The sequence below is a fragment of the Dokdonia sp. Asnod2-E02 genome (assembly GCF_045063915.1).
Classification (GTDB): domain Bacteria; phylum Bacteroidota; class Bacteroidia; order Flavobacteriales; family Flavobacteriaceae; genus Dokdonia.
This window is the reverse complement of record NZ_JBEFNX010000005.1, coordinates 1,720,846-1,743,115: the sequence shown is the minus strand read 5'-3', so window position 1 is coordinate 1,743,115 and position 22,270 is coordinate 1,720,846. Positions and strand designations below refer to the sequence as shown.

Sequence of the window (22,270 nt, the reverse complement as noted above, 5' to 3'; positions counted from 1 at the left end):
TTTTAATTACCCCTTCCCTATCTCCAGTAAACTATCCCACTGGGTTGTATATCGTGGGCTGCGCTCCTCTTTAATGAGTTCCCATTCCTTATTACTTTTTGAAGTGCCAGATAATCCTGCCGAAACTGTAGACTTCCCGTAGCGATTATTTATCGCGTCAAAGGCTTTTATGAGGCGCTTATCTCCCGTCGCTTCAGGCATAAAGAGATTACCTTGTACTTGCTCCTCTGGTATGAGACCTAAAAGGTCTACGCCCACTTTTTTGTACTTAAATCCCGGCTTATAAATTCGCTTTAACGCTTTCTTAGCTTCCACGATAAGCATAAATGTATCATTAGTAGGGACAGATAAGGTTACAATGGTCTTATCTGCGTGTTGCACATCATTTGTGCTGTGATAGTTTGTGGTGAGATATACACGCAGTTGTGTGCAGCAACATTTTTGGGAGCGTAGCACCTCGCTTACTTCACTTATGTAGTAAGCGCAGGCTTCTTCTATTTGTGGTAGGTTATCCAGTTTTTTTCCAAAGGATTTTGCCGTTCCTATTGCTTTTTTCTTTCGCGGAAGCGTTTCAAAAGGAATACAAGATTCTCCATTAAGCTCCCTCCACAAGCGCTCCCCTACTACGGTCATTTCTTTACGTACCCACGCCAGTGGTACTTCTGTAAATGCATAAGCTGTAAAGACACCTATGTGAGCGAGACGCTCCACGTGCTTTTTACCTAGCCCCCAGATGTCTTTTGTCTCTGCCCAGTTAAGTGCCTCTATGCGTCGCTCCTCGGTATCCATCACATACACGTGGTCAAAGTGTGCTACCTTTTTTGAAATACGGTTTGCAAGTTTTGCCAGTACCTTAGTAGGTGCAATGCCTACTCCTACGGGTATCCCAGTGCGCTGTACAATTGTATTTTTAATTTGATGACCGTAGGCATTAAGATTTACGTGAGTCATCCCAGAGAGATCTACAAAAGACTCATCTATACTGTACACCTCAACGGCAGGTGAGAACTCGCGCAGCACATTCATCACGCGGTCAGACATATCTCCATACAAGGTGTAATTTGATGAGAAGAGCGTGACATCGTTTTGTGCCAGCAACCCTTTTATTTTAAAAAGTGGGTCGCGATATGGGATATGTGTGAGCGCCTTTGCTTCTTTATTTTTTGCTATGATACAGCCATCATTATTACTCAGTACAGCGACAGGTCTACTCTTTAAGTCAGGTCTAAATACCTGCTCACAAGAGGCATAAAAACTATTACAATCTACCATCGCAATCATACCGCCTTGTGTATTATGTAGCTTATCATTCCCCAGAGTTCTATAGGTTTTGAAGCATTTATTCTTTGCACATCAAAACCCTCTTCTGTAATAACTAATGCCAGTTTACCCTCTTGTACTACTTGTGCGCGATCTATTATCAAAACATCTTTATCAAGAATGTTATGTGACTTCCAGCTATCACCCTTTACACGTACAAAAAAGGTCGCATCACGAGAAGAACTAAGCTCCTTATTGAGGTCTATCATAGGCTCACGATAATGCGTCGCAGGACTGGGGAAACCTGTTTGTACAGACCTGTTACCCGAGTAGTCTGTCACGGCACGTTTTACTTTTTGAGGTTCTGTATTCATAGATGACAAAATTATGGATATTTTCCAATAAAATGTATTTTTTCCATTATTTGATGTGCTGTATTGTGATTTTTTTGCTTTCGCGAAAGCGTATATCTCCTCCATTACCTACCTCAATTCTACTATCTTTGCCAGCAATGGCACACACATACCCAAGAAAAGAAAAGCTAAAATCTAAGAAGCTCATAGAAGCGCTTTTTATAGAGGGAAGGTCTGTCAAGTCTTTTCCGCTGCGGCTCATATATATAGAGACACCGCTCAAGGAAGAAGGCATATCACATCAAGTGAGCGTTTCTGTATCTAAGCGCAATTTTAAACTTGCCGTATCTCGCAATCGTATAAAACGCTTGATGCGGGAGTCATATCGTTTACACAAAGACCAGATTTGTATAAAAGGCACGACCTTTGTGATGCTTATTATCTATACAGGTCGAGAAGAAGTCTCTCAACAACAGCTGCATAAGGCTATGGTCAAACTTATAAAACGATTTAATGATGCGATATCTACTACTACTTAGTTTTCTACTTATAATCGGTTGTGATAAAAATACTGATGGGCTTAATGATAATCTCATAGCGGCAGATGCTGGATATGCACCAGAAATGCTAGAAGAAATGGTTATTACGGAGGTTAATAGCCCTCAAAAATCTACATCTTCTAAAATAATTAAAACAGCGTCCATACGTTTTGAAACTAATGATCTTACCACCACTCACAAACGTATTCTTAAAGCTATCAAAGAGGCACAAGGCTATGTACAAAATGATAATGCTGGCACCCATAGCTATGGTCGTACGTATCAAAACCTAACCGTACGTATACCTACTCGCAACTTTGATAGTGCTATAGAGCGCATATCAGAGGGAGTTGCATACTTTGATGAGCGCACTATCTCGCAAGAAGATGTAACTGCAGAGTTTATAGACATAGACGCACGCCTTAAAGCAAAGCGTGCGCTAGAAGACCGTTATTTAAATCTCCTTTCACAAGCAAAAAACGTGAAGGAAATGCTCGAGATAGAACGCGAGCTGGCACAAATACGTGAAGAAATAGAAGCAAAACAAGGAAGACTTAAGTACCTACAGAGTCAAGTCTCGCTTAGTACGCTTGAGATCGAGTTTTATAAGGATGAAGTAACTACACAGGTTACAAACTCTTATGGTAGTAAGATGGTTAATGCACTTAAAAGCGGTTGGAACGGAGTTTCGGTTTTCTTTTTAGGTTTGTTGCATCTCTGGCCTTTTCTTATCTTGTTAGGTATAGGCGCATTTTTTATGCGCAGATGGATTAAAAAAAATAAAAAGTAGATAATTACGCTTTCGCGAAAGCGTTATACGCACAACTATAGTCTCCTAGAGACATCTTGTATTATGAAAAAGAAAATATTCATTCCCGTTATTGCTGTAGTCATAGGTATCAGTACGGTTAGTTTTAAAAGCGACTTTTTTGAAATCGCAAAGCAAATCGAAATTTTTACAGAGCTCTTTAAGGAGCTTAATATGAATTATGTAGATGAGACAAACCCTGCAGAGCTTATGGATAGTGCCATAGAGGGTATGCTTGCAGATCTTGATCCCTATACAAAGTACTGGACCGAGCAAGAGGTAGAAGATGCAAAAATTAACCGCTCTGGAGACTACTCTGGTATAGGTGCCACCGTGCGCAATCAAGACGGAAAGATGACCATTACAGAACCGCGCAAAGGCTACCCGGCAGATAAAGCAGGTCTTAAAGCAGGTGATGAGATTATAAAAATAGGTGACATTACCGTGGCAGATGTAGATGGTGATGCCGGAGATTTACTTAAAGGAGCACCAAACAGTGAGGTGGTCATTACCTACAAGCGCCAAGGAAAAACCGATAAAGCAACTATAAAACGCTCTGCGGTAGAGATAGATGCAGTCCCGTTTTCAAAACTCATAAATGGTGATACTGGGTACATCGTGCTTACAAAGTTTAATAAAAAGGCATCTAGCCAGGTAAAAGAAGCACTTGTGAGTCTTAAAACAGATGGTGCTACAAAGATTATACTTGACCTACGTGGTAACGGTGGTGGCTTACTAAGTGAGGCTATAAATATTTGCAATCTCTTTTTACCTAAAGGATCTCTCATTACAACCACAAAGTCTGTAGTAAAAAAATACAATAAGACCTATACGACTTCGCAAGAACCTATAGATACAGAGATACCGCTTGTGGTGCTTGTAAATGGTAGATCTGCCTCTGCCTCAGAGATTGTTTCTGGAGGTTTACAAGATTATGATAGAGCTGTGGTGGTAGGTGCTAGAACCTTTGGTAAAGGTCTTGTACAGCGCCCTAAACCGCTCACTTACGGTACATCTGTAAAAATTACAATATCTCGCTACTACACGCCTTCTGGTCGCTGTATACAAGCCCTAGATTACTGGAATCGTGATGAAAATGGAAATGCTGTACGCACCGATGCTGCAGACTATAATGAGTTTAAAACTAAAAACGGTCGTAAGGTATTAGACGGTGGTGGTGTATTACCAGATATACAAGTGAGCTCTGCAAAGTTGAGCCCAGTAACTACTGCCCTTCTCAAGGATAATGCGATTTTTGAATATGCTACAGATTACTATTATAATCATCAGTATAGCGATATGAGTGAGTTCTCGTGGTCACAAGCAGATTTTGCAGACTTTAAATCATTTTTAAATCGTACAGGTTTTAAGTATGAAACCGGTACAGAAAAAGCATTTGCAAAGGCACTAGAACAAGCAGATAAGGATGATCTTAAAACAGAAGTGTCGGCGGCTTACAATCAACTTAATAATGCGATAACCCTAGCAAAAGAAAAATCTATAGATGAGCGTCAAGATGAGATTGAAAATCTACTCATAGATGAGATTGTAAAGAGATACTTTTATCGAGATGGTCTTTATGAGTACCAGATTATAAATAATGTAGAGGTTAAGGAAGCGCTAGCAGTACTAGCAGATAAAAATCGCTACAATAAGATTTTAAATAATTAAAAGGACTGCGCTACATATAGCCCTACTCCTATTATCTGTACAAGCTTTTGCTCAGGTAGATAAAACACACGAAACCTTTTTTGAGACAGATAAATCTAATCTCGTTGCTATAGAAAATGCAAAGCTAGAACGCTTTATTACCTCTTTGCCTCTAGATAAAATAGAAGATATCTCTATTTATGGCTATTGTGATGACCGTGGCACAGATGCCTATAATAACTGGCTCTCACAAGAGCGTGCAAATACTATTAAACAAAAGTTTGTAGATAGAGGTATTGCAGATAGTATCATAAAAAACTCAGACGGAAAAGGAGAGCTACTTCTCACCAGACTAGATGATGTAGGTAGTGAGGTGCAACGTACCCTTAATCGTAAAGTAGAGATTATTGTTTCTTTATTACAACCTCGCGTAGTTCCAAAAGAAGCCGTTGCCGAAGAAAAAGAACTAGAAGAGACAAAGGATAGATATAAAACCTTTGAAGATGAGCCTATTGTAAAGGGAGACCGTATCCTTTTAAAAAACATCCTTTTTAAAACTAACTACAGCTATATACACGGAAAATCTCGTAAGGACCTCAACAAGCTAGCCAAATATCTTGCTGCACATCCTGAGATTATTTTTAAGATACAGGGTCACGTGTGTTGTGTAGACCACGGCCGTGATGGTATTAATCTAAAGACCGGAAAACGTAATCTCTCTGAGGCGAGAGCAAAATTTATATACGATTATCTTGCAGACCACGGTGTAGCAAAAAAACGAATGCGCTATCAAGGTTTTGGTAGTAGATTTCCACTAGGTGGTGACCCTAAAGATGATAAGCGTGTAGAGATTCTCGTTACTTATGTGAAGAAAGTAAAGCCGAAGAAAAAATGAAATTAATTTGAAATGACTTATCCTTTTTTTACTCCTTGTTAATGTTACAATAGTTATATCACAAAATAGTGACACTCATACTTCATTTCGACAAATAACAGGTGTTCTCATAGATGAAAACGAAATGCCTATTCCTGGACAAAATGTAATTATATTAGGTACTACAGTTGGTACTCAAACTGATTTTGATGGGAAATTTTGTCTTACAATTCCCAATGATATTTTGGTCTTTATTTCCTTACCATTTTGTTTTGAACAAATTACTCGTCAAGTTAAAAGTGATGATACTCATTTGATTTTACAAATTGGGAAAAAGAAAAGAAAATCAGAAAGAGCAATGATTAAATGGAACTTAGTGAGTGATAAACAGAAGCTAGATTTTCAATCAATATATAGGGGTAATGCTTATCTAAAAGCTCAAAAATCTTATTGCCAGTAATTAATTAGCTAACATTGCTTGAAGTACGCTTTCGCGAAAGCGTAAAAATTCTCACTATTATTTTTTCAGCATCCCAATATGAGGAATACCATCTTCTAGATAGCCCTCACCTACTTCTTTAAAACCAAGATTGTTGTAAAAACGTTTGAGATACGTTTGAGCAGATATTTTTATGGTTGTCTCATCATAATACCGCTCTACAGCTTCTATAGATGTGTTCATTAAATCATAACCGTAAGTGTGAGCGCGTTCATTTTCTTGCACTACTACCCTACCTATACTGGCATTTTCAAAATAGGCTCCTGGTCCAAAAATTCTGGTATATGCGACTAGCTTTTCGTTTTTATAACCCATCACGTGTACTGCATCTTGATCTTTACCATCTACATCTTGATACACGCAGTCTTGCTCTACTACAAAAACCTCAGCTCTAAGTTGTAGTATATCGTACAACTCGCTCGTATTAAGAAATTCAAACTTTTTGATTTTAAAATCAAGGGCTACTTTGTCCATAAGTAATACCCGCGTAGCGGGATTTTTATAAGGCTAGTTACAAGCTATTTTATCTACACGTCTCTGGTGGCGACCTCCTTCAAACTCTGTAGTAATAAATGCTTTTACCATCTCAAGCGCCTGCATTTCTGAAGTGTAGCGTGCTGGTATCGCTATTACATTTGCATTATTATGCTCACGTGCAAGAATGGCAATCTCTTTTATCCAGCATAGTGCCGCACGTACACCTTGATGCTTATTAACAGTCATTGCAATACCGTTACCACTACCACATATAACGATACCAAAATCTGCCTTACCCTCCTCTACATCTGTCGCAACAGGATGTCCAAAGTCTGGATAGTCTACACTATCTGGTGTGTCTGTACCATAATTACTAACAGTATGCCCGGCTTCTTTTAAAAACTTGACAATAACATTCTTATAACTAGGTCCTGCGTGATCGTTTCCTATAGAGATTTTCATAGTACGTTTGTTTGAGTAACAAAGTTAGTAAATAGCGGTATTGTTTTATCGTTTTACTTAAGCGGTAATTTAATACTGACTATAATTTTGTGCTCTTTTTGTTCTTTGATAAAGTTACACACTTAATATGCTGTCTATCACAACCTTAATAGGTGTATGTATATAAACCTCTTACTTTGTTTACAATTGTTGATAACCGTGAAAAACCTGTTAATAGCAATTGTCAATAACTTTTAAGCAATACTGATAACTCTATTTGTGATTATAAAATAAAAATACAATACAGGGCTTAGGGTATATAAACCTAATTTTTCTATCCCAAATAATGATCAAAATTATGAGCACTAAAAGGAGCGATTTTTAATAAGTTAATAACTCAAGTTATAAGCAATTGTATGTGAAGTGTGGTTATCAACATTTGTTAACTACCTAACGTAACATACAGATTTACAAGCCTATTTAACTGTAATAACTCGTAGATAAGATGTCAATAACTATCAAAAAGTCACTTTTACAAAGAACAGTTCAAAAAGTTATACCGCTATTCACACTATATAATAAGCATCAATTTTTTTTTAAATTTTTAAAGAAAAGAAATATATATAATATTATATGTGAATAACATCTAGAAGTAACTAGAAGAAAAAAAGGAGAAGAAGACTGTTTTAAAAAGTGTTGACAAGGAGATTTGTTTCACTTACGTAAAAAGGGAAACTGAAAAGAAAAATAAAGTTGCTAGGTTATGAGTGATAACTCACTCGCTCTTGAGAAAACGGTGTCGAGGTGTGATTAGAGTTTTCTTCCTCAAAGGTTGCGTTTATATATATCGCAAAGCCTATGATTCCAATAATGAAGATTATTAGAAATAGTAAAGTGTTTTTATGAAAAAGCTTTGATGTATTCATAGTGCTCGTCTCTATAAAGACGCTACAAAAATACAATTGTTACACTAATTTTAAGATTTTTTTAAGAAAAATAGAAATAACTGTTAATTTTAAAGTTTTGATTTTTAAAATGTTACCATAAAAGGGATGTTTTAAGTGATATGAGATTAAGATTTACTGTTTCCGTAATTTTGAGAATGACTGTTATAAAATGTTTTAAGGCATAGCTTTTGCACAGTACTCTTTACATATCAAAATGTCTTGACTTAAAGAGTATAAAATTTTAATGCTCTTGCTACATACTCTTATAAGTAGCTCGTTTCATCTTTTCGCGAAAGCGTAATAATCACAAACCCTGTTTCTAAAAGGTTATAAAAACTTAAAATTTTAACAGAAATACTGAAGTTGAACATTTTAAGACTAATTTTGTACCAGATATAAAATAAATGAATAAGAAGAAGAGAAGGAGAGGACCAGGAAAAATAACAAACCTCTCAGAAAGAATACTAAAAATTCTAAAAGCAGATCATCACAAAACTTACAATTACAAACAAATAGCGGCAAAACTTGATGTAGATGATCCATCTAGCCGTAATCAAATAATCAAAAACTTACAGCAACTTAAAGCCAAAGAACAAATCGTAGAAGAGGGACGTGGCCAGTTTAAGATTGCAGCAAATAAAAATTACCACACTGGGATACTAGATGTTTCTGGTAAAGGTGGTGGTTATGTGATGGTAGATGATCTTGAACAAGATATCTATGTACCACCTCATCACTTAAATAAAGCACTTAATGGTGACGAGGTTGAGGTATATATATACCGCCAGCGTCGTAGTAAGAAACACGAAGGTGAGATTACAAAAATCATCAAGCGTAAAACTGAAGAATTTGTAGGGGTTGTAAAACTCCAAAAAAAGTTTGCCTTTGTACTTACATCTGAGTCTAACAAGATGTATACAGACATCTTTGTACCACTTAAAAAAATAGGTGATGCACAAGATGGTGATAAAGTAGTGGTTACCATAGAAGACTGGCCAGAAAAAGCAGACTCTCCTTATGGTAAAATCACAAAAGTACTAGGTAAACCTGGTGAGCATAACACAGAGATACACTCTATACTTGCACAATATGGATTGCCATATGAGTTTCCAAAAGAGGTAGAAGAGTATGCAAATAAGATAGATACTTCTATAAAAGAAGAGGAGATCGCAAAGCGTCGTGATATGCGTGATGTACTCACATATACCATAGATCCAAAGGATGCAAAAGACTTTGACGATGCATTAAGTTTCCAAAAACTAGAAAATGGTAATTATGAAGTGGGAGTGCATATTGCAGATGTAAGCCACTACCTCGTACCAGGTACCATACTAGATGATGAGGCTTATGAGCGTGCAACCTCTGTATATCTTGTAGATAGAGTAGTACCTATGTTACCAGAAATATTGAGTAACGGTGCTTGTTCTCTACGTCCCAATGAAGAAAAATATACCTTCTCTGCTGTATTTGAGATGGTACCAGAAACTTCAAAAATTGTAAACTCTTGGTTTGGACGTACAGTTACTTACAGTGATGCGCGTTTTGCTTATGAAGAAGCACAAGCCATTATAGAGAGTAGATCTAATATTATTCCAGCGGCAGTATCACTTACTGGTGAAGAGTATACAGTTACAGATGAGCTTGTAGAAGCAACGCTAGAGCTAGATAGACTCGCAAAAATTATGCGCCGCCAGCGTATGAAGGATGGAGCTATCTCTTTTGATAAAGTAGAGGTAAAGTTTAATCTTGATGATGATGCAAACCCTACAGGAGTTTTCTTTAAAACATCAAAAGATGCAAATAAACTCATAGAAGAGTTTATGCTACTTGCAAACAGAAAGGTGTCTGAGTTCATAGGTAAACAACGACCTAAAAAGACCTTTGTATACCGTATACACGACGAGCCTAATGATGAGAAGCTTGCCTCTCTTGAGAAGGTGGTAGGCAAATTTGGTTATAAAATGAACCTCACAGATCGTAAAAGTGTAACCTCTTCTCTTAACCAGTTACTCGTAGATGTACAAGGTAAGAAAGAGCAAAATATGGTAGACACACTTGCCATACGTACTATGAGTAAAGCTGTTTACAGTACAGAAAACATAGGTCACTACGGTCTTGCTTTTGAGTATTACAGCCACTTTACCTCACCTATACGTCGTTATCCAGATGTAATGGTGCATCGTTTATTACAACATTATCTAGATGGCGGAAAATCTGTTAGTGAAGAAGAGTATGAACAAAAATGTAAGCACTCATCTCATATGGAGCAGCTTGCTACAAGTTCAGAACGTGATAGCATAAAGTATATGCAAGTCAAGTTTATGCAAGACCATCAAGATGAAGAGTTTGTGGGTGTTATCTCTGGAGTTACAGAGTGGGGAATCTACGTAGAAATCATCTCAAATAAGTGTGAAGGTATGGTGCGTTTGCGTGACATAAAAGGAGATCACTATGAGTTTGATCAAGATAGCTACTCGGTCATAGGGCAGAAGTCTGGTAACCAGATTACCCTAGGAGACGAGGTAGTAGTAAAAGTAAAAGAAGCAGATCTTGTTAAGAAACATCTTGACTTTACACTTGTAGGTGTTAAGGAAGGGCTGCATCAATAATAAATACGCTTTCGCGAAAGCAAAAAAATAAGCCACTTTATAAAATTTATAAGGTGGCTTTATTGTATGAAAACAAAACAATGCCATACCTGCAGTACACAAACTGAAGTTGCCTTTAGAGTACGACTTGACAGTAAAAAGCAATGGGTTTTTATTTGTGAAGACTGTTGCAATCTTCATAAAGATAGTCCTGGTTATACGTATGGCGGTACTTGGAAAGGGAAGCGTCATTAATTGTAAGACTGTAACAATAGAGAATACCACCTGTCTCTATAACAAACAAAGACAATTATTATGAAAACAATAGTAACATTTATAGCTATACTTATAACGAGTATTTCTTTTGCTCAAAGTCCTATCACAAAAAATGTAGGAGATTTTACAGAAGTAAAAGTATATGATCGTATTGTGGTAAACCTTGTAAAGTCTACCGAGAATAAGGTGGTGATTACTGGTGAAGACGTAAGCCAGGTTAATGTGGTAAACAAAGATGGAACCCTTAAGATTAAAATGGATCTAGATCTCATTTTTGATGGTAATAAGACCTTTGTATACGTGCATTATAATAATCTAGAAGTTATAGATGGTAATGAAGGAGCTGTTATTACCTCAAACGAGCTTATAGAACAAGACAAGATTGAGATTAAGATGCAAGAAGGAGCTCGCGTTAGAGTAGGTTTACAAGTGCGAGAAGCCCTTTTAAGAGCAGTTACAGGAGGTATTATAGAAGCGAGTGGTCAAGCAACGGTACAGAGAGTAAAAGTAAATACAGGTGGCATTTATGAGGGTCGTAATCTAGAGACAGAAACTGCAGAGATATTTGTACAAGCTGGAGGAGAAGTAGAGGCTTATGCGAGTAAAATGGCAGACCTTACTATACGTGCCGGTGGTGACATTGTGATTTACGGTAATCCTGCAGAGGTAAAGAAGCATCGCACCTTTGGAGGGCGTATAAAGATTATGTAACCATAATGTATTCTTAAATTATAGAGGGATGTTCATAACCAGTGAGCATCCCTTTTCTTTTGTAAATCCCTTTACCTAACTTTGTGTAAAGCACTATACTTTTATGTTTGAAGATCTACACACGGCCATACCCCTAGGATTTTTCCTAGCGTTCTTAATAGGGCCTGTGTTTTTTGTGTTGCTGGAGACGGCGGCTACAAAAGGTTTTAGAGCTGCTCTAAGTTTTGATATAGGTGTTATCATAGCAGACATTATTTTTATAATGGTTGCTTACTTAAGTAGTTATCAACTGCTAGAAAACTTAAGTAACCAGCCAGGTCTCTACGTTTTTGGTGGTGCTATATTGATAGTGTACGGCCTTACTATTTATCTCAAAAAACCTACGCGTGATGCATTAGATCCTAATAGAGCAAAGGTGAAAAAAGGAGGCTACCTACAACTTTTTATAAAAGGATTCTTACTTAATTTTATAAATATAGGAGTGCTAGTTTTCTGGCTAGGTATCTTAATAATTATAGGACCTACTGTAGAAAATGATGGAGAGCGCCTTCTTGGGTTTTTTATCGGGATGATAGGTGCTTACTTTATTACAGACTTAGGTAAGATTATTCTAGCAAAACAACTTAAAAGATATCTTACTCCACGTAGAATTTTCAAACTAAAAAAGGTTTTAGGCCTTGTTCTTATAGTTTGTGGTCTTGTACTAGTTACTAAGGGTTTTGTACCCTCAGACGAGTTTAATATACAGCAAGAGATGGAGCGTTTTCAAGAAATCCCAGAGATTACGCCAGATAGTATTACCTAGAAAATAATACTGCATAAAAAAAGGAACTCCGTATGAAGTTCCTTTTTGAGGTATCGAGCGGATTCGAACCGCTGTAGATGGTGTTGCAGACCACTGCCTAGCCACTCGGCCACGATACCAGTTGTGCGTGCAAATATAGGAATAGATTTGTGATATAACTTATGAGAATCACTACTTTTTTACATCCTCCTAGTTGCAATTATGCATTATCAAGAAGAGATATAAAAACCTTGTCCTTTTTTTACAGCATTTATATTGTTTAAAATTAGTACTTAACGGGTTTTAGTACGCTCTACTGTAACCATTTCTACATCGCCACCTATAGGAGGATTTACCTTAGATACTGCGACTGTTGCTACTTGTATGAGTGCTTCCTCATTAAAAAATCGTACCAGTATACGCTCGCAAACGGTCTCAAGTAGGGCAGAGGGTATTGCCATTTCTTCCTTAACAATACGGTTAAGTAACACATAATCTACCGTGTGAGATAGCGTGTCTGTTTGAGCACTTTTAGATAAATCTGCCTCAATTTCTACATCTACTCTATAATCAGATCCTATGGCTGTCTCTTCAGAGAGGCAACCGTGATATGCATAGGCACGTATATTTGTTACTCTTATTTTTCCCATATAGCGGTATTGTTTATAAGTAGTCAAAGTTACAATACGTACAATGTATTACAAGAGTACTATGCTCCAAAGAGATCAAAAATATTACTCAGCGCACTAGTTTTTGCTTTATAGAACTCCGTATATGAGCAGTTTTTGCAAGTAACCGTACTGTATTTTTCGGTTTGCATATTAAGTAATTTAGTAAGAAAGCTACCAGTAGCTCTCATTTGCCCTATGCTATAAGTTGTATTTGCACATTTTGGACAGGTATAGTTGAGTGTTTTCATAAAGGTATTTTGATTACTATATGAGTATGGGTTTACCTTGTTTTGTTACAATATGTAGAAAGTGTTGAGTTATATATATATGATTTATAGAGGTTGTACTACGCTTTCGCGAAAGCGTAAAAAATACCCGTCAAAACACCTGCACAACCCATCGTCAAAATGATTAATTTTACCACAAGAATTATAGGTTATGACAGAAGAACATAAATCATTAAATTTTTTAGAGCAAATCGTTGAAGAAGATCTTAAAGGGTCTTATTCTAAAGAAGATTTACGCTTTAGATTTCCACCAGAGCCTAATGGGTATTTACACATAGGGCACTGTAAGGCTATATGTATAAGTTTTGGACTAGGGGAGAAGTATGGTGCACCGGTAAACTTACGTTTTGACGATACAAACCCAGCCAAAGAGGAGCAGGAGTATGTAGATGCCATTAAGGAAGATGTCTCGTGGTTAGGATACCAGTGGGATAAGGTATGTTTTTCTAGTGACTACTTCCAGCAATTATACGACTGGACTATCCAGCTCATTAAAGATGGAAAGGCTTATGTAGACTCACAATCTAGTGAGGCGATGGCAGAGCAAAAGGGCACACCTACACAACCTGGTGTACCTGGACCTTATCGTGATCGCACAGTAGAAGAAAACTTAGACCTCTTTGCTAGAATGAAGGCAGGAGAGTTTAAAGAAGGAGAACACATACTACGTGCTAAGATTGATATGGCACACGTAAATATGTTAATGCGTGACCCTATTATCTATAGAGTGCTACATAAAGATCACCACCGTACAGGTAGTGACTGGTGTATATACCCTATGTATGACTGGACGCACGGAGAGAGCGATTATATAGAGCAAATATCGCATAGTTTATGCTCACTTGAGTTTAAGCCTCATAGAGAGCTATATGACTGGTTTCTTGACCAAGTTTATACAGGTGAAGACTTACGTCCAAAACAAAGAGAGTTTGCACGACTTAACCTTAACTATACCATTATGAGTAAGCGCAAGCTTCTTAAACTGGTAGAAGAAGGTGTTGTATCTGGCTGGGATGACCCACGTATGCCTACTATCTCTGGTTTACGTCGTCGTGGGTATACTCCTGCTTCTATACGTAATTTTATAGATGCAGTAGGTGTTGCAAAGCGTGAGAATGTGATAGATGTAGAGCTATTAGAATTTCATATACGTCAAGATTTAAATCGTACAGCACCACGAGTGATGGCAGTTCTTGATCCTGTAAAGCTGGTGATTACAAATTATCCAGAAGGAAAAGAAGAGTGGCTAGATGCAGAAAATAATCCAGAAGATGAGAGTGCAGGTGAGCGTAAAGTTCCTTTTAGTAAAGAGCTGTACATAGAACGTGAAGATTTTAAAGAAAATGCTGGTAGTAAATACTTTAGACTTACTACGGGTAAAGAAGTCCGTCTCAAAAATGCATATATCATAAAGGGTGAAGAAGTCATAAAAGATGCAGATGGAAACATCACAGAGATACATTGTACCTATGACCCAGAGAGTAGATCTGGAAGCGGTACAGAAGCTTCTAAGCGCAATGTAAAGGGAACACTTCACTGGGTATCTATACAACACGCGATTAAGGCAGAGGTGCGCTTATTTGATAGACTTTTTAGTGATGAAAATCCAGATGGTCACGAAGACAAGGATTTTATGGAATTTATAAATCCTAACAGTTTAACAACCATTACAGGCTACCTTGAGCCTAGTCTCAAAGATGTTGAGGTAGGTGACTTATTTCAGTTTCAGCGCAAGGGATATTTTAATGTAGATAAGGACAGTACCCCATCACATCTTGTTTTTAATAGAACGGTAGGTTTACGTGATTCTTGGGCAAAAATTAAGCCTAAGCAAGCCTCACAAAAAAATCAAAATGCACCAAAACCTCAGCAGCAACAAGCATCTGCATTGAGTACCATAAATAAACTAGGTAAGAAGCTAGCAAATCTTCCAGAGGAGAAGCGTCTTACTACAGTAGCAGATATTCAAAAACTAGCAGCCCAGCTTACAGAAGAAGAGGTAAAAGGATTCTTTAACACTGCGGCAAAAAAGGTAGGAACTCGTCTTGCGGGTATGGAGAGTTTATACGCTTTCGCGAAAGCGCAAAACAAAACCATTAAAGACATAGAAGGTGCAGAAGCATTTGTCGAAAAAGCAAGAGAAGATAAGAATGAGTTGCTGCAAGAAGCGGCAGCAAGGTTTTAAGAAATAGGGATCTCTATTTTAACTAAAATTGGCATAAAAACCCGTTATCTAGAAAGATAGCGGGTTTTTTTAACATTTATTATGAGCTGGTATTGTGGATATTAACCGGTTATTAACGGAGAATAATGGGCTATCAAAATATCTTTACACAACAACAATTACTAATCAAAAAAAGCAGAGATATGAGTAAGTCAAGTAATACATTATTAGCATTAGTTCTAGGTGGTGCAATAGGTGCAGCAGCAGGAATTCTTTATGCTCCAGAAAAAGGAACTAAGACTAGAAAAGACCTTTCTAAAAAGGCTAAGAAAGAACAAGAAAAGCTGGTAAAACAACTTAAAGAGACTAGAGAGTCACTTACAGATAATGCACAACAGGCAAAATTATCTTTTGAAGAAAAATTAAATAATACTATCTCAACTGCAAGTCATAAGGCAGATGATGTAATTTCTACACTAGAAACAAAACTTGCAGAACTGAGACTTCAGAACGCAAAATTGCAAAAGGAAGCAACAGTCGAAAAAGCAAAGGTAAAAACAGAAAAAGCATTATCATAAGCCTACTTAAACCAATCAAATATGGCTTTTGAAAAGTTAACAGATAACCTAAAAGGACTCACAGATAACGGGCAACAGTATGCTAAGGTTACTGCAGAGTACTATAAACTCTCATTGTTTAAAAACGGGATGAGAGGATTAGTAAGTGCTGCAAATATGGCTTTACGAGCTACTTTTGGTCTACTTGCTCTACTATTTTTATCTATTGGACTTGCTATTGTAATAGGTGATGCATTAGATAGTCCAAGCAAGGGCTATTTTATAGTGGGCGGTATATACTTTCTTATTTTCTTGTTAGTATTCTTATTTGCAGGAAAACCACTTGAGCGTATGTTACTTACAAAGTATAGTAAAATGGCTTTTAGCGATGATTCCTTTAAAGAAACGCCCTCTGCAGGAGTTCCTATGTCTATAAAAAATAAGATAGATGAGAGTATATAATAACTTTGACCAGATAGAACACGATCTTAAAATCCTTAAACTTAAGAGACAAATAAGTGAGGAGGAGGTAAGAATTAATGTAAATGGCGCAAAGACTGGAATGAGCTCTGGCCTATCTCCAGTTTCCTCTATAGGTAATCTTGTAGGCTCACTCGTACAAAAGGCAGTAGTAGCAAAATTACTTAGTGCAATCTTTGGCTACAAGCGCGTTAAGGAAGTAGATAAAAAAGGAGAATATAAAGCGTAGTATCGCATTATTATTTACAAAAAAAGCCCCAAGATTTCTTAGGGCTTTTTTAATATTAAAAAGATTTTAGTCTTCTTGAGAATCTCTATTTTTCTTGTTTATGATTCCTTTTGCTTCATTTTCTTTTTTCATTTGCTCACCTATTTGATTTGAAGCTACAAATGAGGTGATCATATCATTAAGCATATTGCTACCCGCCTGTGGTGAGTTAGGCATAAGTATAAGGTTTGAGTTAGTTTGCTCACCCATAGATTGTAAAGTATCATAGTGTTGTGTTACAACAATAAGAGCAGATGCTTCTTGAGAATTTATCCCCACATTATTTAATACATCTACAGACTCCTCAAGACCACGAGCGATCTCTCTACGCTGGTCTGCAATACCTTGTCCTTGTAAACGCTTAGACTCTGCTTCTGCACGTGCTTTTGCTACTATCTTTATACGGTCTGCTTCTGCTTCAAACTCTGCAGCCACTTTCTCGCGTTCTGCTGCATTAATTCTGTTCATAGCTGCCTTTACCTGTAAATCTGGATCAATGTCTGTTACAAGTGTTTTAATGATGTCAAAACCGTAGTTAGACATTGCTTCATTAAGCTCACGCTTTACTGCAATGGCAATATCATCTTTACGCTCAAAAACGTCATCTAGTTTCATTTTAGGCACCTCTGCACGTACTACGTCAAAAACGTATGAAGTAATTTGATCTCCTGGGTTTTCTAGTTTGTAAAAAGCATCATATACTTGATCTTTTACTACTTGAAACTGTACAGAGATTTTAAGTCTTACAAAAACGTCATCTTTTGTTTTTGTTTCTACCACAACATCTAGTTGTTGAATTTTTAGGTTGATACGCCCCGCAATTTTATCTATTAGAGGGATTTTAAATTGTAATCCAGAATTACGTACCCCTACAAATTTCCCAAAACGCTCGACTACAGCAGCGGTTTGTTGTTTTACCATAAAGAAAGCAGAGATTAATACAAATAGTGTAAACACTATTAGTACAGGAAGAATAACTTGACTCATAATTATTGTTTTTGATGGTTTATTGAACCCTTTACAAAGGTTCTCATAAAGATAAGTAGCTATTATCGAGAAAAAGTAACACTTAAGCTAAAAGTTTCTGAAACGAAATAAACTTGCTCTATATTACAAACTGATTAATCAAAGTCGTTCTAGTCTGAACCTCAATATATGAGATACATAGTTTTTTTAATATTCTTTGTTATAGGTATGGTTACCGTAACAGCACAGTCTTATTATAGTCCAGGTAACTATAATAGATTAGGGCTGCAGGCAAAACTCTCAGTACTAGATATAGATACCCAAAACTTTAATCTAGAAGGAGAAACGGGGTTTCTAGGTGGTCTTACCACAAGGGGTAGATTATACAACGATTTTGGAATTGTTTATGGGATTGATTTTTTAAGTGCTAATATAAATTTACAAAGTCGTCCACTAGGAGAATCGCGTCTAGAAGAAACAAGATATACAGTAATAGGAGCACAGCTTAATCTATTATTTAGTTATAATCTTATAGAAAAACATCTTGCAATAGATTTTGGTCCTGCCTTACTTGTTAATGGTAAAATGAATTTAAGACAGACGGGCCAGAGGGATAATATAGTAGAAGGCTACACAGCATTAAGAGCAGAAGATATTGAAGAAATATCACGTATAAATGGCTTTGGAATTATAGGTATCACCGCTGGTTTTGAGCACGTGAGATTTATTATACAATATCAATATGGATTTACAAATATGTTTAATAATCTTAATGACCGAGATCTATTAGATGTAGATCCTAATGCAAATAATTTTAAAGGATCTCCATCTTTACTAGCTGGAGGTATTGTTCTTTATCTTTAAAGCACAAAAAAAGAGGAAGCTATAAACTCCCTCTTTTTTAGAATATCAAGTAATAATTATCCTAGCGTAGCGATAGCATAATCTATACGTCGCAGTGTTTCTTCTTTACCTATAGTAGTTGCAATATCAAAAACATCTGGTCCCTGCATAGCTCCCACTAGCGAAAGCCTAAAAGGTTGCATTACTTTACCAAATCCTAGTTTACTATCTACTATCCAAGCTTTAAGAGCTGTTTGTGCCTCTATAGTTGTAAAGTTATCTACACCATTAAGTATGATTTTTACTTCTTCCATAATAGCGTTAGTACCTTCTTTCCAGGCTTTTTTTGACGCTTTTTCATCAAAGGCAGTAGGAGCTGTAAAGAAGTAGCTACCTAAGGTCCAAAGATCTTCTACAAATACAGCACGCTCTTTTATAAGTGTTACAACCTGTGTAGTATATGCTTCTGTAGCCTCAACACCTTTCTCAGTTAACAATGTAGAGAAAGCTGTTGCAATAGTTGCTACGGGTGTTTCTTGCATATACTGCTGCTGGAACCATTTTGTTTTTTCTGGATCAAATTTGGCACCGCCTTTATTAACACGTTTTAGGTCAAAGGCAGCAATAAGCTCATCAAGACTAAAGATTTCTTGCTCTGTACCTGGATTCCATCCTAAAAAGGCAAGCATATTTACTACAGCCTCTGCAAAGTATCCATCTTCTCTGTAACCAGAAGAGATTTCATTACTCTTAGGATCCTGCCATTGTAGCGGAAACACTGGAAAACCTAGTTTATCTCCATCACGCTTACTTAACTTTCCTTTACCCACTGGTTTAAGGATAAGCGGTAAGTGTGCAAATTTTGGAGCTGTCCACCCTAATGCTCTGTATAGCAATACGTGTAAAGCAAGAGATGGTAACCATTCCTCACCGCGTATTACGTGAGAGATTTCCATAAGGTGGTCATCTACAATATTTGCTAGGTGATAAGTAGGCATACCATCAGACTTAAATAAAATCTTATCATCTAGTATGTTTGTATCTATCTCCATATCACCACGTATCTCATCTTGAAGTTTTAAAACTTCATCTTGAGGAGATTTAAAGCGTATCACATAGTTATCACCAGCTGCGATGCGCTGTTTAGTTTCTTCTTGAGAGAGTACAAGTGAGTTATCTAGTTTAAGACGGTTATGCCAGTTATATATAAAAGTTTTACCGTTTGCCTCGTGATCTTTTCGGTGAGCATCTAGGCTCTCTGCCGTGTCAAAAGCATAGTAAGCATTACCAGAATCTATAAGCTTCTGTGCATAGGTATGATACATATCCTTGCGCTCGCTTTGTCTATATGGTCCATATCCACCATCTTTAGTAGGTCCCTCATCATAAGAGATACCGCACCAGTCTAGACTCTCACGTATGTAATCTTCGGCACCAGCTACATAGCGATTTTGATCTGTATCTTCTATACGTAAGATAAAAGTACCTCCGTGTTTCTTTGCAAATAAGTAATTAAAAAGCGCCGTGCGCACACCACCGATGTGCAATGGCCCAGTAGGTGAAGGTGCAAATCGCACTCTAACATTTTGAGACATAGTCTTAGATTTTGTGCAAAGATACTTTTAAGAAGAGTAAAATTTTGAGATTTGGGGTTTAAAGTTTTTACGCTTTCGCGAAAGCGTATTTCTTAAAAAATCGTAGCTAATGATTATCGGAATTTACTTTCCCGATAATAGATGTGATTACATTTATTTCAAAATAGAAAATTATGAGACAAATTATTCTTTGTGTAATGCTTGGTTTACTTGTAGGTTGTGAAACAGATGAAAAGGCAATAACAACCGTCTTAGAAGAGGTAGAAAGAGGTGCAATTATACGTACTGTATCTTATAATAATGGTGAAGTATATGTAGGAGATGAAAACTCGATGTTTAGCTTAAATATTGAAGAACAAGATATTATGGATGGCGATCTTTTAGAATCTTTATTGATTTATGTTTCATTTATTGATCGTACACCAGATAATGGCAGTAATAATATAGAACGTATAGAGCTAGAGACACTACTCGCTTCAGATTTTAATGAAGGTCCCTCTGGTTTACCTGTAAAAACACTAGAATACTCATATGCAGAGCTTCTAGCTGCCACTGGTTTATCTATTGACCAAACAATGTGTAGGGATCAATTTAGATTGGACTTAGAATTAAATCTTACGGATGGAAGAATATTTAGAACCACAAATTCTGCAGGAACCGTGGTAAATAATTCAGGCTTTTTTAAATCACCTTTTACCTATCTTATTAATATCGTATCACCTATACAGGAAGCAGAATTTACTGGGATATATTTTATGGAGCAAATAGAAGAGGGACCTCTAGGCAAAACTTTTCCACTTATTCCTACAACTGTAAGATTGGATAGAGGACATTCAAATAATGTTAGAACAATTACTCTTTTGGATATAGGAACAGATGATTCGCCAGATATTGAGTTTAGTATTGCTTGTGACTATGCAGAAATCACGAGGTATCAGAAGACAAAATTACCTATTTGTTTACACGGTCCTGATCCCACAGATCGTATTTTAATAGGTCCAGATAATCCTCCGGGACTAGTAGACGAAATAGATGATACCGTTTTTGAATTATATATTTTAGAAGGTTTTGAAGGTTATAATACAGAGTGTGACTTAGTTGATTCTCCAGCAAAGTTTAGGTTAACTAAGCAATAGATTTATTATGACTTATGGGATTCAATGCGCTGATCTGCTGGGACTCGCTTGTTCATAATCTTAAACCATAAGGGTGGTAATAGCGATAGTACCATACTGGTAGGATATCCATATGGTAGTTGCGGGCTTATGTCGTGATAATCTAGTAATTGATATTTCTTATTTGCACGATAGTGGTGATCACTGTGACGGGTAAGTTCATAGAGCATTATGCGTCCAAAAACGTGGTTACTATTCCACGAGTGTACTTCTCTTACACGCTCATAACGGCCACTAGGAAGTTTTTTACGTCTCAACCCATAATGTTCTATGTAATTAATAGTCTCAAGGAGTAAAAAGCCTGCGATTGCTGCAAAAATTACAACCATAAGACCTAAAGAGCCAAAAAACCAATAGGCAACAAACAAATAACTAGCTTGAAAAATGTGATACCAGAACATATCATTTTTAAAAGATAAAAAAGAGTTATTTGCTCTTTTTAATAGGTCCATTTGTATCCTCCAGGAGTTTGTATACTGCTTGTAAATAGAAGAAACCCAAAAAGAATAGAGCGATTGATTATACTTTGCTGTGGCCGGATCTTCTGGAGTGGCAGCTTTAAGATGGTGGCCATAGTTATGTTCTATATAAAAGTGCATATAGAGTGCTGGCAGTAGGAGGAGTTTACCTAGAGTTCGCTCAATTTTACTTTTACGATGACCCAGCTCGTGAGCTACGTTTATTCCATTAGAGCCTATTACAATACCGGCAGAAAATATGAGACCTACAAGCTCTGCAAGGCTAGTTTCTTGAGTAGTTACTGTGGACAATGTAAGTAATAATATACCGTACACAATCACAATGTTTAGATACAATAAGAAATCTGTCCAGTGTAATGATTGCTTATCTTCCTTTTCTTGAGAGTCTATATTAACCTCATTTACAGGTAAAATTGATTCAATGATAGGTACAAGTACAAAGGCATAAATTGGGGTTAACCACACCCAGACATCTTGATAAGTAAGACCTATAAAAGCACATAGTGGAGTAGAGTAGGCAGTAAGATATTTGAGATCTTTCATAGGGTAAAAGTGCTGTGTTTAATATATTGTTAGAA

General features: G+C 36.8%; 24 protein-coding genes and 1 tRNA gene. 15 read left to right on the top strand and 10 right to left on the bottom strand.

From position 1 onward, the window contains the following. Positions 1-6 precede the first annotated feature (6 nt). Together ACJJVM_RS07970 and ACJJVM_RS07965 are read right to left on the bottom strand one after the other, a co-directional pair. Positions 7-1,281 carry a Y-family DNA polymerase gene (locus ACJJVM_RS07970; protein ID WP_405211325.1) on the bottom strand — a complete coding sequence of 425 codons (1,275 nt, stop codon included), beginning with the start codon at positions 1,279-1,281 and terminating at the stop codon, positions 7-9. Next, positions 1,278-1,739 carry a S24 family peptidase gene (locus ACJJVM_RS07965; RefSeq protein WP_405211324.1) on the bottom strand — a complete coding sequence of 154 codons (462 nt, stop codon included), beginning with the start codon at positions 1,737-1,739 and terminating at the stop codon, positions 1,278-1,280. Before ACJJVM_RS07965 ends, ACJJVM_RS07970 begins: the two co-directional genes overlap by 4 nt. 32 nt (positions 1,740-1,771) lie before the next feature. Between ACJJVM_RS07965 and rnpA the strand changes: the two genes are divergently transcribed. From rnpA to ACJJVM_RS07940, 5 genes are all read left to right on the top strand, one after another. Further along, complete coding sequence (rnpA, locus tag ACJJVM_RS07960; RefSeq protein ID WP_299148601.1) at positions 1,772-2,152, top strand: ribonuclease P protein component; 381 nt, start codon at positions 1,772-1,774, stop codon at positions 2,150-2,152. Then, complete coding sequence (locus ACJJVM_RS07955; RefSeq protein ID WP_405211322.1) at positions 2,127-2,942, top strand: DUF4349 domain-containing protein; 816 nt, start codon at positions 2,127-2,129, stop codon at positions 2,940-2,942. The genes rnpA and ACJJVM_RS07955 overlap by 26 nt, the downstream gene beginning before the upstream one ends. 63 nt (positions 2,943-3,005) lie before the next feature. Beyond that, a complete protein-coding gene (locus tag ACJJVM_RS07950; RefSeq protein ID WP_405211321.1) occupies positions 3,006-4,631 on the top strand; it encodes a S41 family peptidase in 1,626 nt (541 codons plus the stop codon). Continuing rightward, positions 4,624-5,505: an OmpA family protein gene (locus ACJJVM_RS07945; protein WP_405212188.1), complete on the top strand. Its 882-nt coding sequence runs from the start codon at positions 4,624-4,626 to the stop codon at positions 5,503-5,505. Before ACJJVM_RS07950 ends, ACJJVM_RS07945 begins: the two co-directional genes overlap by 8 nt. Before the next feature lie 19 nt (positions 5,506-5,524). After that, positions 5,525-5,944 (top strand): carboxypeptidase-like regulatory domain-containing protein, encoded by a 420-nt coding sequence (locus tag ACJJVM_RS07940; RefSeq protein ID WP_405212186.1) that lies wholly within the window; start codon positions 5,525-5,527, stop codon positions 5,942-5,944. Positions 5,945-6,001: 57 nt separating this feature from the next. Here ACJJVM_RS07940 and ACJJVM_RS07935 read toward each other — a convergent pair whose 3' ends face one another. After that, positions 6,002-6,457, bottom strand: coding sequence for a GNAT family N-acetyltransferase (locus ACJJVM_RS07935; RefSeq protein ID WP_298349729.1), 456 nt, complete (start codon positions 6,455-6,457; stop codon positions 6,002-6,004). 33 nt (positions 6,458-6,490) lie between these two features. Next, the gene (gene rpiB, locus ACJJVM_RS07930) at positions 6,491-6,922 is read right to left on the bottom strand and encodes a ribose 5-phosphate isomerase B (protein ID WP_038598131.1); all 432 of its coding nucleotides are present in this window, start codon (positions 6,920-6,922) and stop codon (positions 6,491-6,493) included. A gap of 1,330 nt (positions 6,923-8,252) precedes the next feature. Here rpiB and rnr point away from each other — a divergent pair. The 4 genes from rnr to ACJJVM_RS07910 all read left to right on the top strand — a co-directional run bounded on the left by rnr (position 8,253) and on the right by ACJJVM_RS07910 (position 12,228). Further along, complete coding sequence (gene rnr / locus ACJJVM_RS07925) at positions 8,253-10,457, top strand: ribonuclease R (protein ID WP_405211319.1); 2,205 nt, start codon at positions 8,253-8,255, stop codon at positions 10,455-10,457. A gap of 66 nt (positions 10,458-10,523) precedes the next feature. Next, positions 10,524-10,691, top strand: coding sequence for a hypothetical protein (locus tag ACJJVM_RS07920; RefSeq protein ID WP_169741090.1), 168 nt, complete (start codon positions 10,524-10,526; stop codon positions 10,689-10,691). A 60-nt stretch (positions 10,692-10,751) separates the two neighbouring features. After that, complete coding sequence (locus ACJJVM_RS07915) at positions 10,752-11,423, top strand: head GIN domain-containing protein (RefSeq protein WP_405211318.1); 672 nt, start codon at positions 10,752-10,754, stop codon at positions 11,421-11,423. Positions 11,424-11,526: 103 nt separating this feature from the next. Beyond that, a complete protein-coding gene (locus ACJJVM_RS07910) occupies positions 11,527-12,228 on the top strand; it encodes a LysE family translocator (protein ID WP_035326195.1) in 702 nt (233 codons plus the stop codon). Between the two features lie 48 nt (positions 12,229-12,276). On the opposite strand, the gene ACJJVM_RS07905 is transcribed toward ACJJVM_RS07910, so the two are convergent. The 3 genes from ACJJVM_RS07905 to ACJJVM_RS07895 form a co-directional block, all read right to left on the bottom strand. Next, positions 12,277-12,347 (bottom strand) — tRNA-Cys (locus tag ACJJVM_RS07905). Between the two features lie 153 nt (positions 12,348-12,500). After that, positions 12,501-12,857 (bottom strand): dihydroneopterin aldolase, encoded by a 357-nt coding sequence (folB, locus tag ACJJVM_RS07900; protein WP_035326199.1) that lies wholly within the window; start codon positions 12,855-12,857, stop codon positions 12,501-12,503. Between the two features lie 59 nt (positions 12,858-12,916). Further along, on the bottom strand, positions 12,917-13,126 hold the full coding sequence (locus ACJJVM_RS07895; RefSeq protein ID WP_035326201.1) for a zinc ribbon domain-containing protein: 210 nt from the start codon (positions 13,124-13,126) through the stop codon (positions 12,917-12,919). Between the two features lie 190 nt (positions 13,127-13,316). Here ACJJVM_RS07895 and ACJJVM_RS07890 point away from each other — a divergent pair, with 190 nt between their 5' ends. From ACJJVM_RS07890 to ACJJVM_RS07875, 4 genes are all read left to right on the top strand, one after another. Further along, positions 13,317-15,350, top strand: coding sequence for a glutamine--tRNA ligase/YqeY domain fusion protein (locus tag ACJJVM_RS07890; RefSeq protein WP_405211317.1), 2,034 nt, complete (start codon positions 13,317-13,319; stop codon positions 15,348-15,350). A 182-nt stretch (positions 15,351-15,532) separates the two neighbouring features. Further along, entirely contained in the window at positions 15,533-15,907 is a 375-nt protein-coding gene (locus tag ACJJVM_RS07885; protein ID WP_298349752.1) for a YtxH domain-containing protein, read from the top strand. Between the two features lie 21 nt (positions 15,908-15,928). Continuing rightward, positions 15,929-16,348, top strand: a complete 420-nt coding sequence (locus ACJJVM_RS07880) for a phage holin family protein (RefSeq protein ID WP_405211316.1) — start codon at positions 15,929-15,931, stop codon at positions 16,346-16,348. Beyond that, the gene (locus ACJJVM_RS07875; protein ID WP_405211315.1) at positions 16,335-16,595 is read left to right on the top strand and encodes a hypothetical protein; all 261 of its coding nucleotides are present in this window, start codon (positions 16,335-16,337) and stop codon (positions 16,593-16,595) included. The genes ACJJVM_RS07880 and ACJJVM_RS07875 overlap by 14 nt, the downstream gene beginning before the upstream one ends. A gap of 66 nt (positions 16,596-16,661) precedes the next feature. Here ACJJVM_RS07875 and ACJJVM_RS07870 read toward each other — a convergent pair whose 3' ends face one another. Next, the gene (locus ACJJVM_RS07870) at positions 16,662-17,621 is read right to left on the bottom strand and encodes an SPFH domain-containing protein (protein WP_035326207.1); all 960 of its coding nucleotides are present in this window, start codon (positions 17,619-17,621) and stop codon (positions 16,662-16,664) included. 168 nt (positions 17,622-17,789) lie between these two features. On the opposite strand from ACJJVM_RS07870, the gene ACJJVM_RS07865 reads away from it, so the two are divergent. Next, on the top strand, positions 17,790-18,464 hold the full coding sequence (locus ACJJVM_RS07865; protein WP_299149368.1) for a hypothetical protein: 675 nt from the start codon (positions 17,790-17,792) through the stop codon (positions 18,462-18,464). Between the two features lie 56 nt (positions 18,465-18,520). Here the strand turns inward: ACJJVM_RS07865 and gltX are convergent, their stop codons facing one another. Continuing rightward, positions 18,521-20,038 carry a glutamate--tRNA ligase gene (gene gltX / locus ACJJVM_RS07860; RefSeq protein WP_405211314.1) on the bottom strand — a complete coding sequence of 506 codons (1,518 nt, stop codon included), beginning with the start codon at positions 20,036-20,038 and terminating at the stop codon, positions 18,521-18,523. 173 nt (positions 20,039-20,211) lie between these two features. Between gltX and ACJJVM_RS07855 the strand changes: the two genes are divergently transcribed. Further along, positions 20,212-21,174, top strand: coding sequence for a hypothetical protein (locus ACJJVM_RS07855; RefSeq protein ID WP_405211313.1), 963 nt, complete (start codon positions 20,212-20,214; stop codon positions 21,172-21,174). A gap of 5 nt (positions 21,175-21,179) precedes the next feature. On the opposite strand, the gene ACJJVM_RS07850 is transcribed toward ACJJVM_RS07855, so the two are convergent. After that, entirely contained in the window at positions 21,180-22,235 is a 1,056-nt protein-coding gene (locus ACJJVM_RS07850) for an alkane 1-monooxygenase (protein ID WP_405211312.1), read from the bottom strand. Between the last annotated feature and the right edge of the window lie 35 nt (positions 22,236-22,270).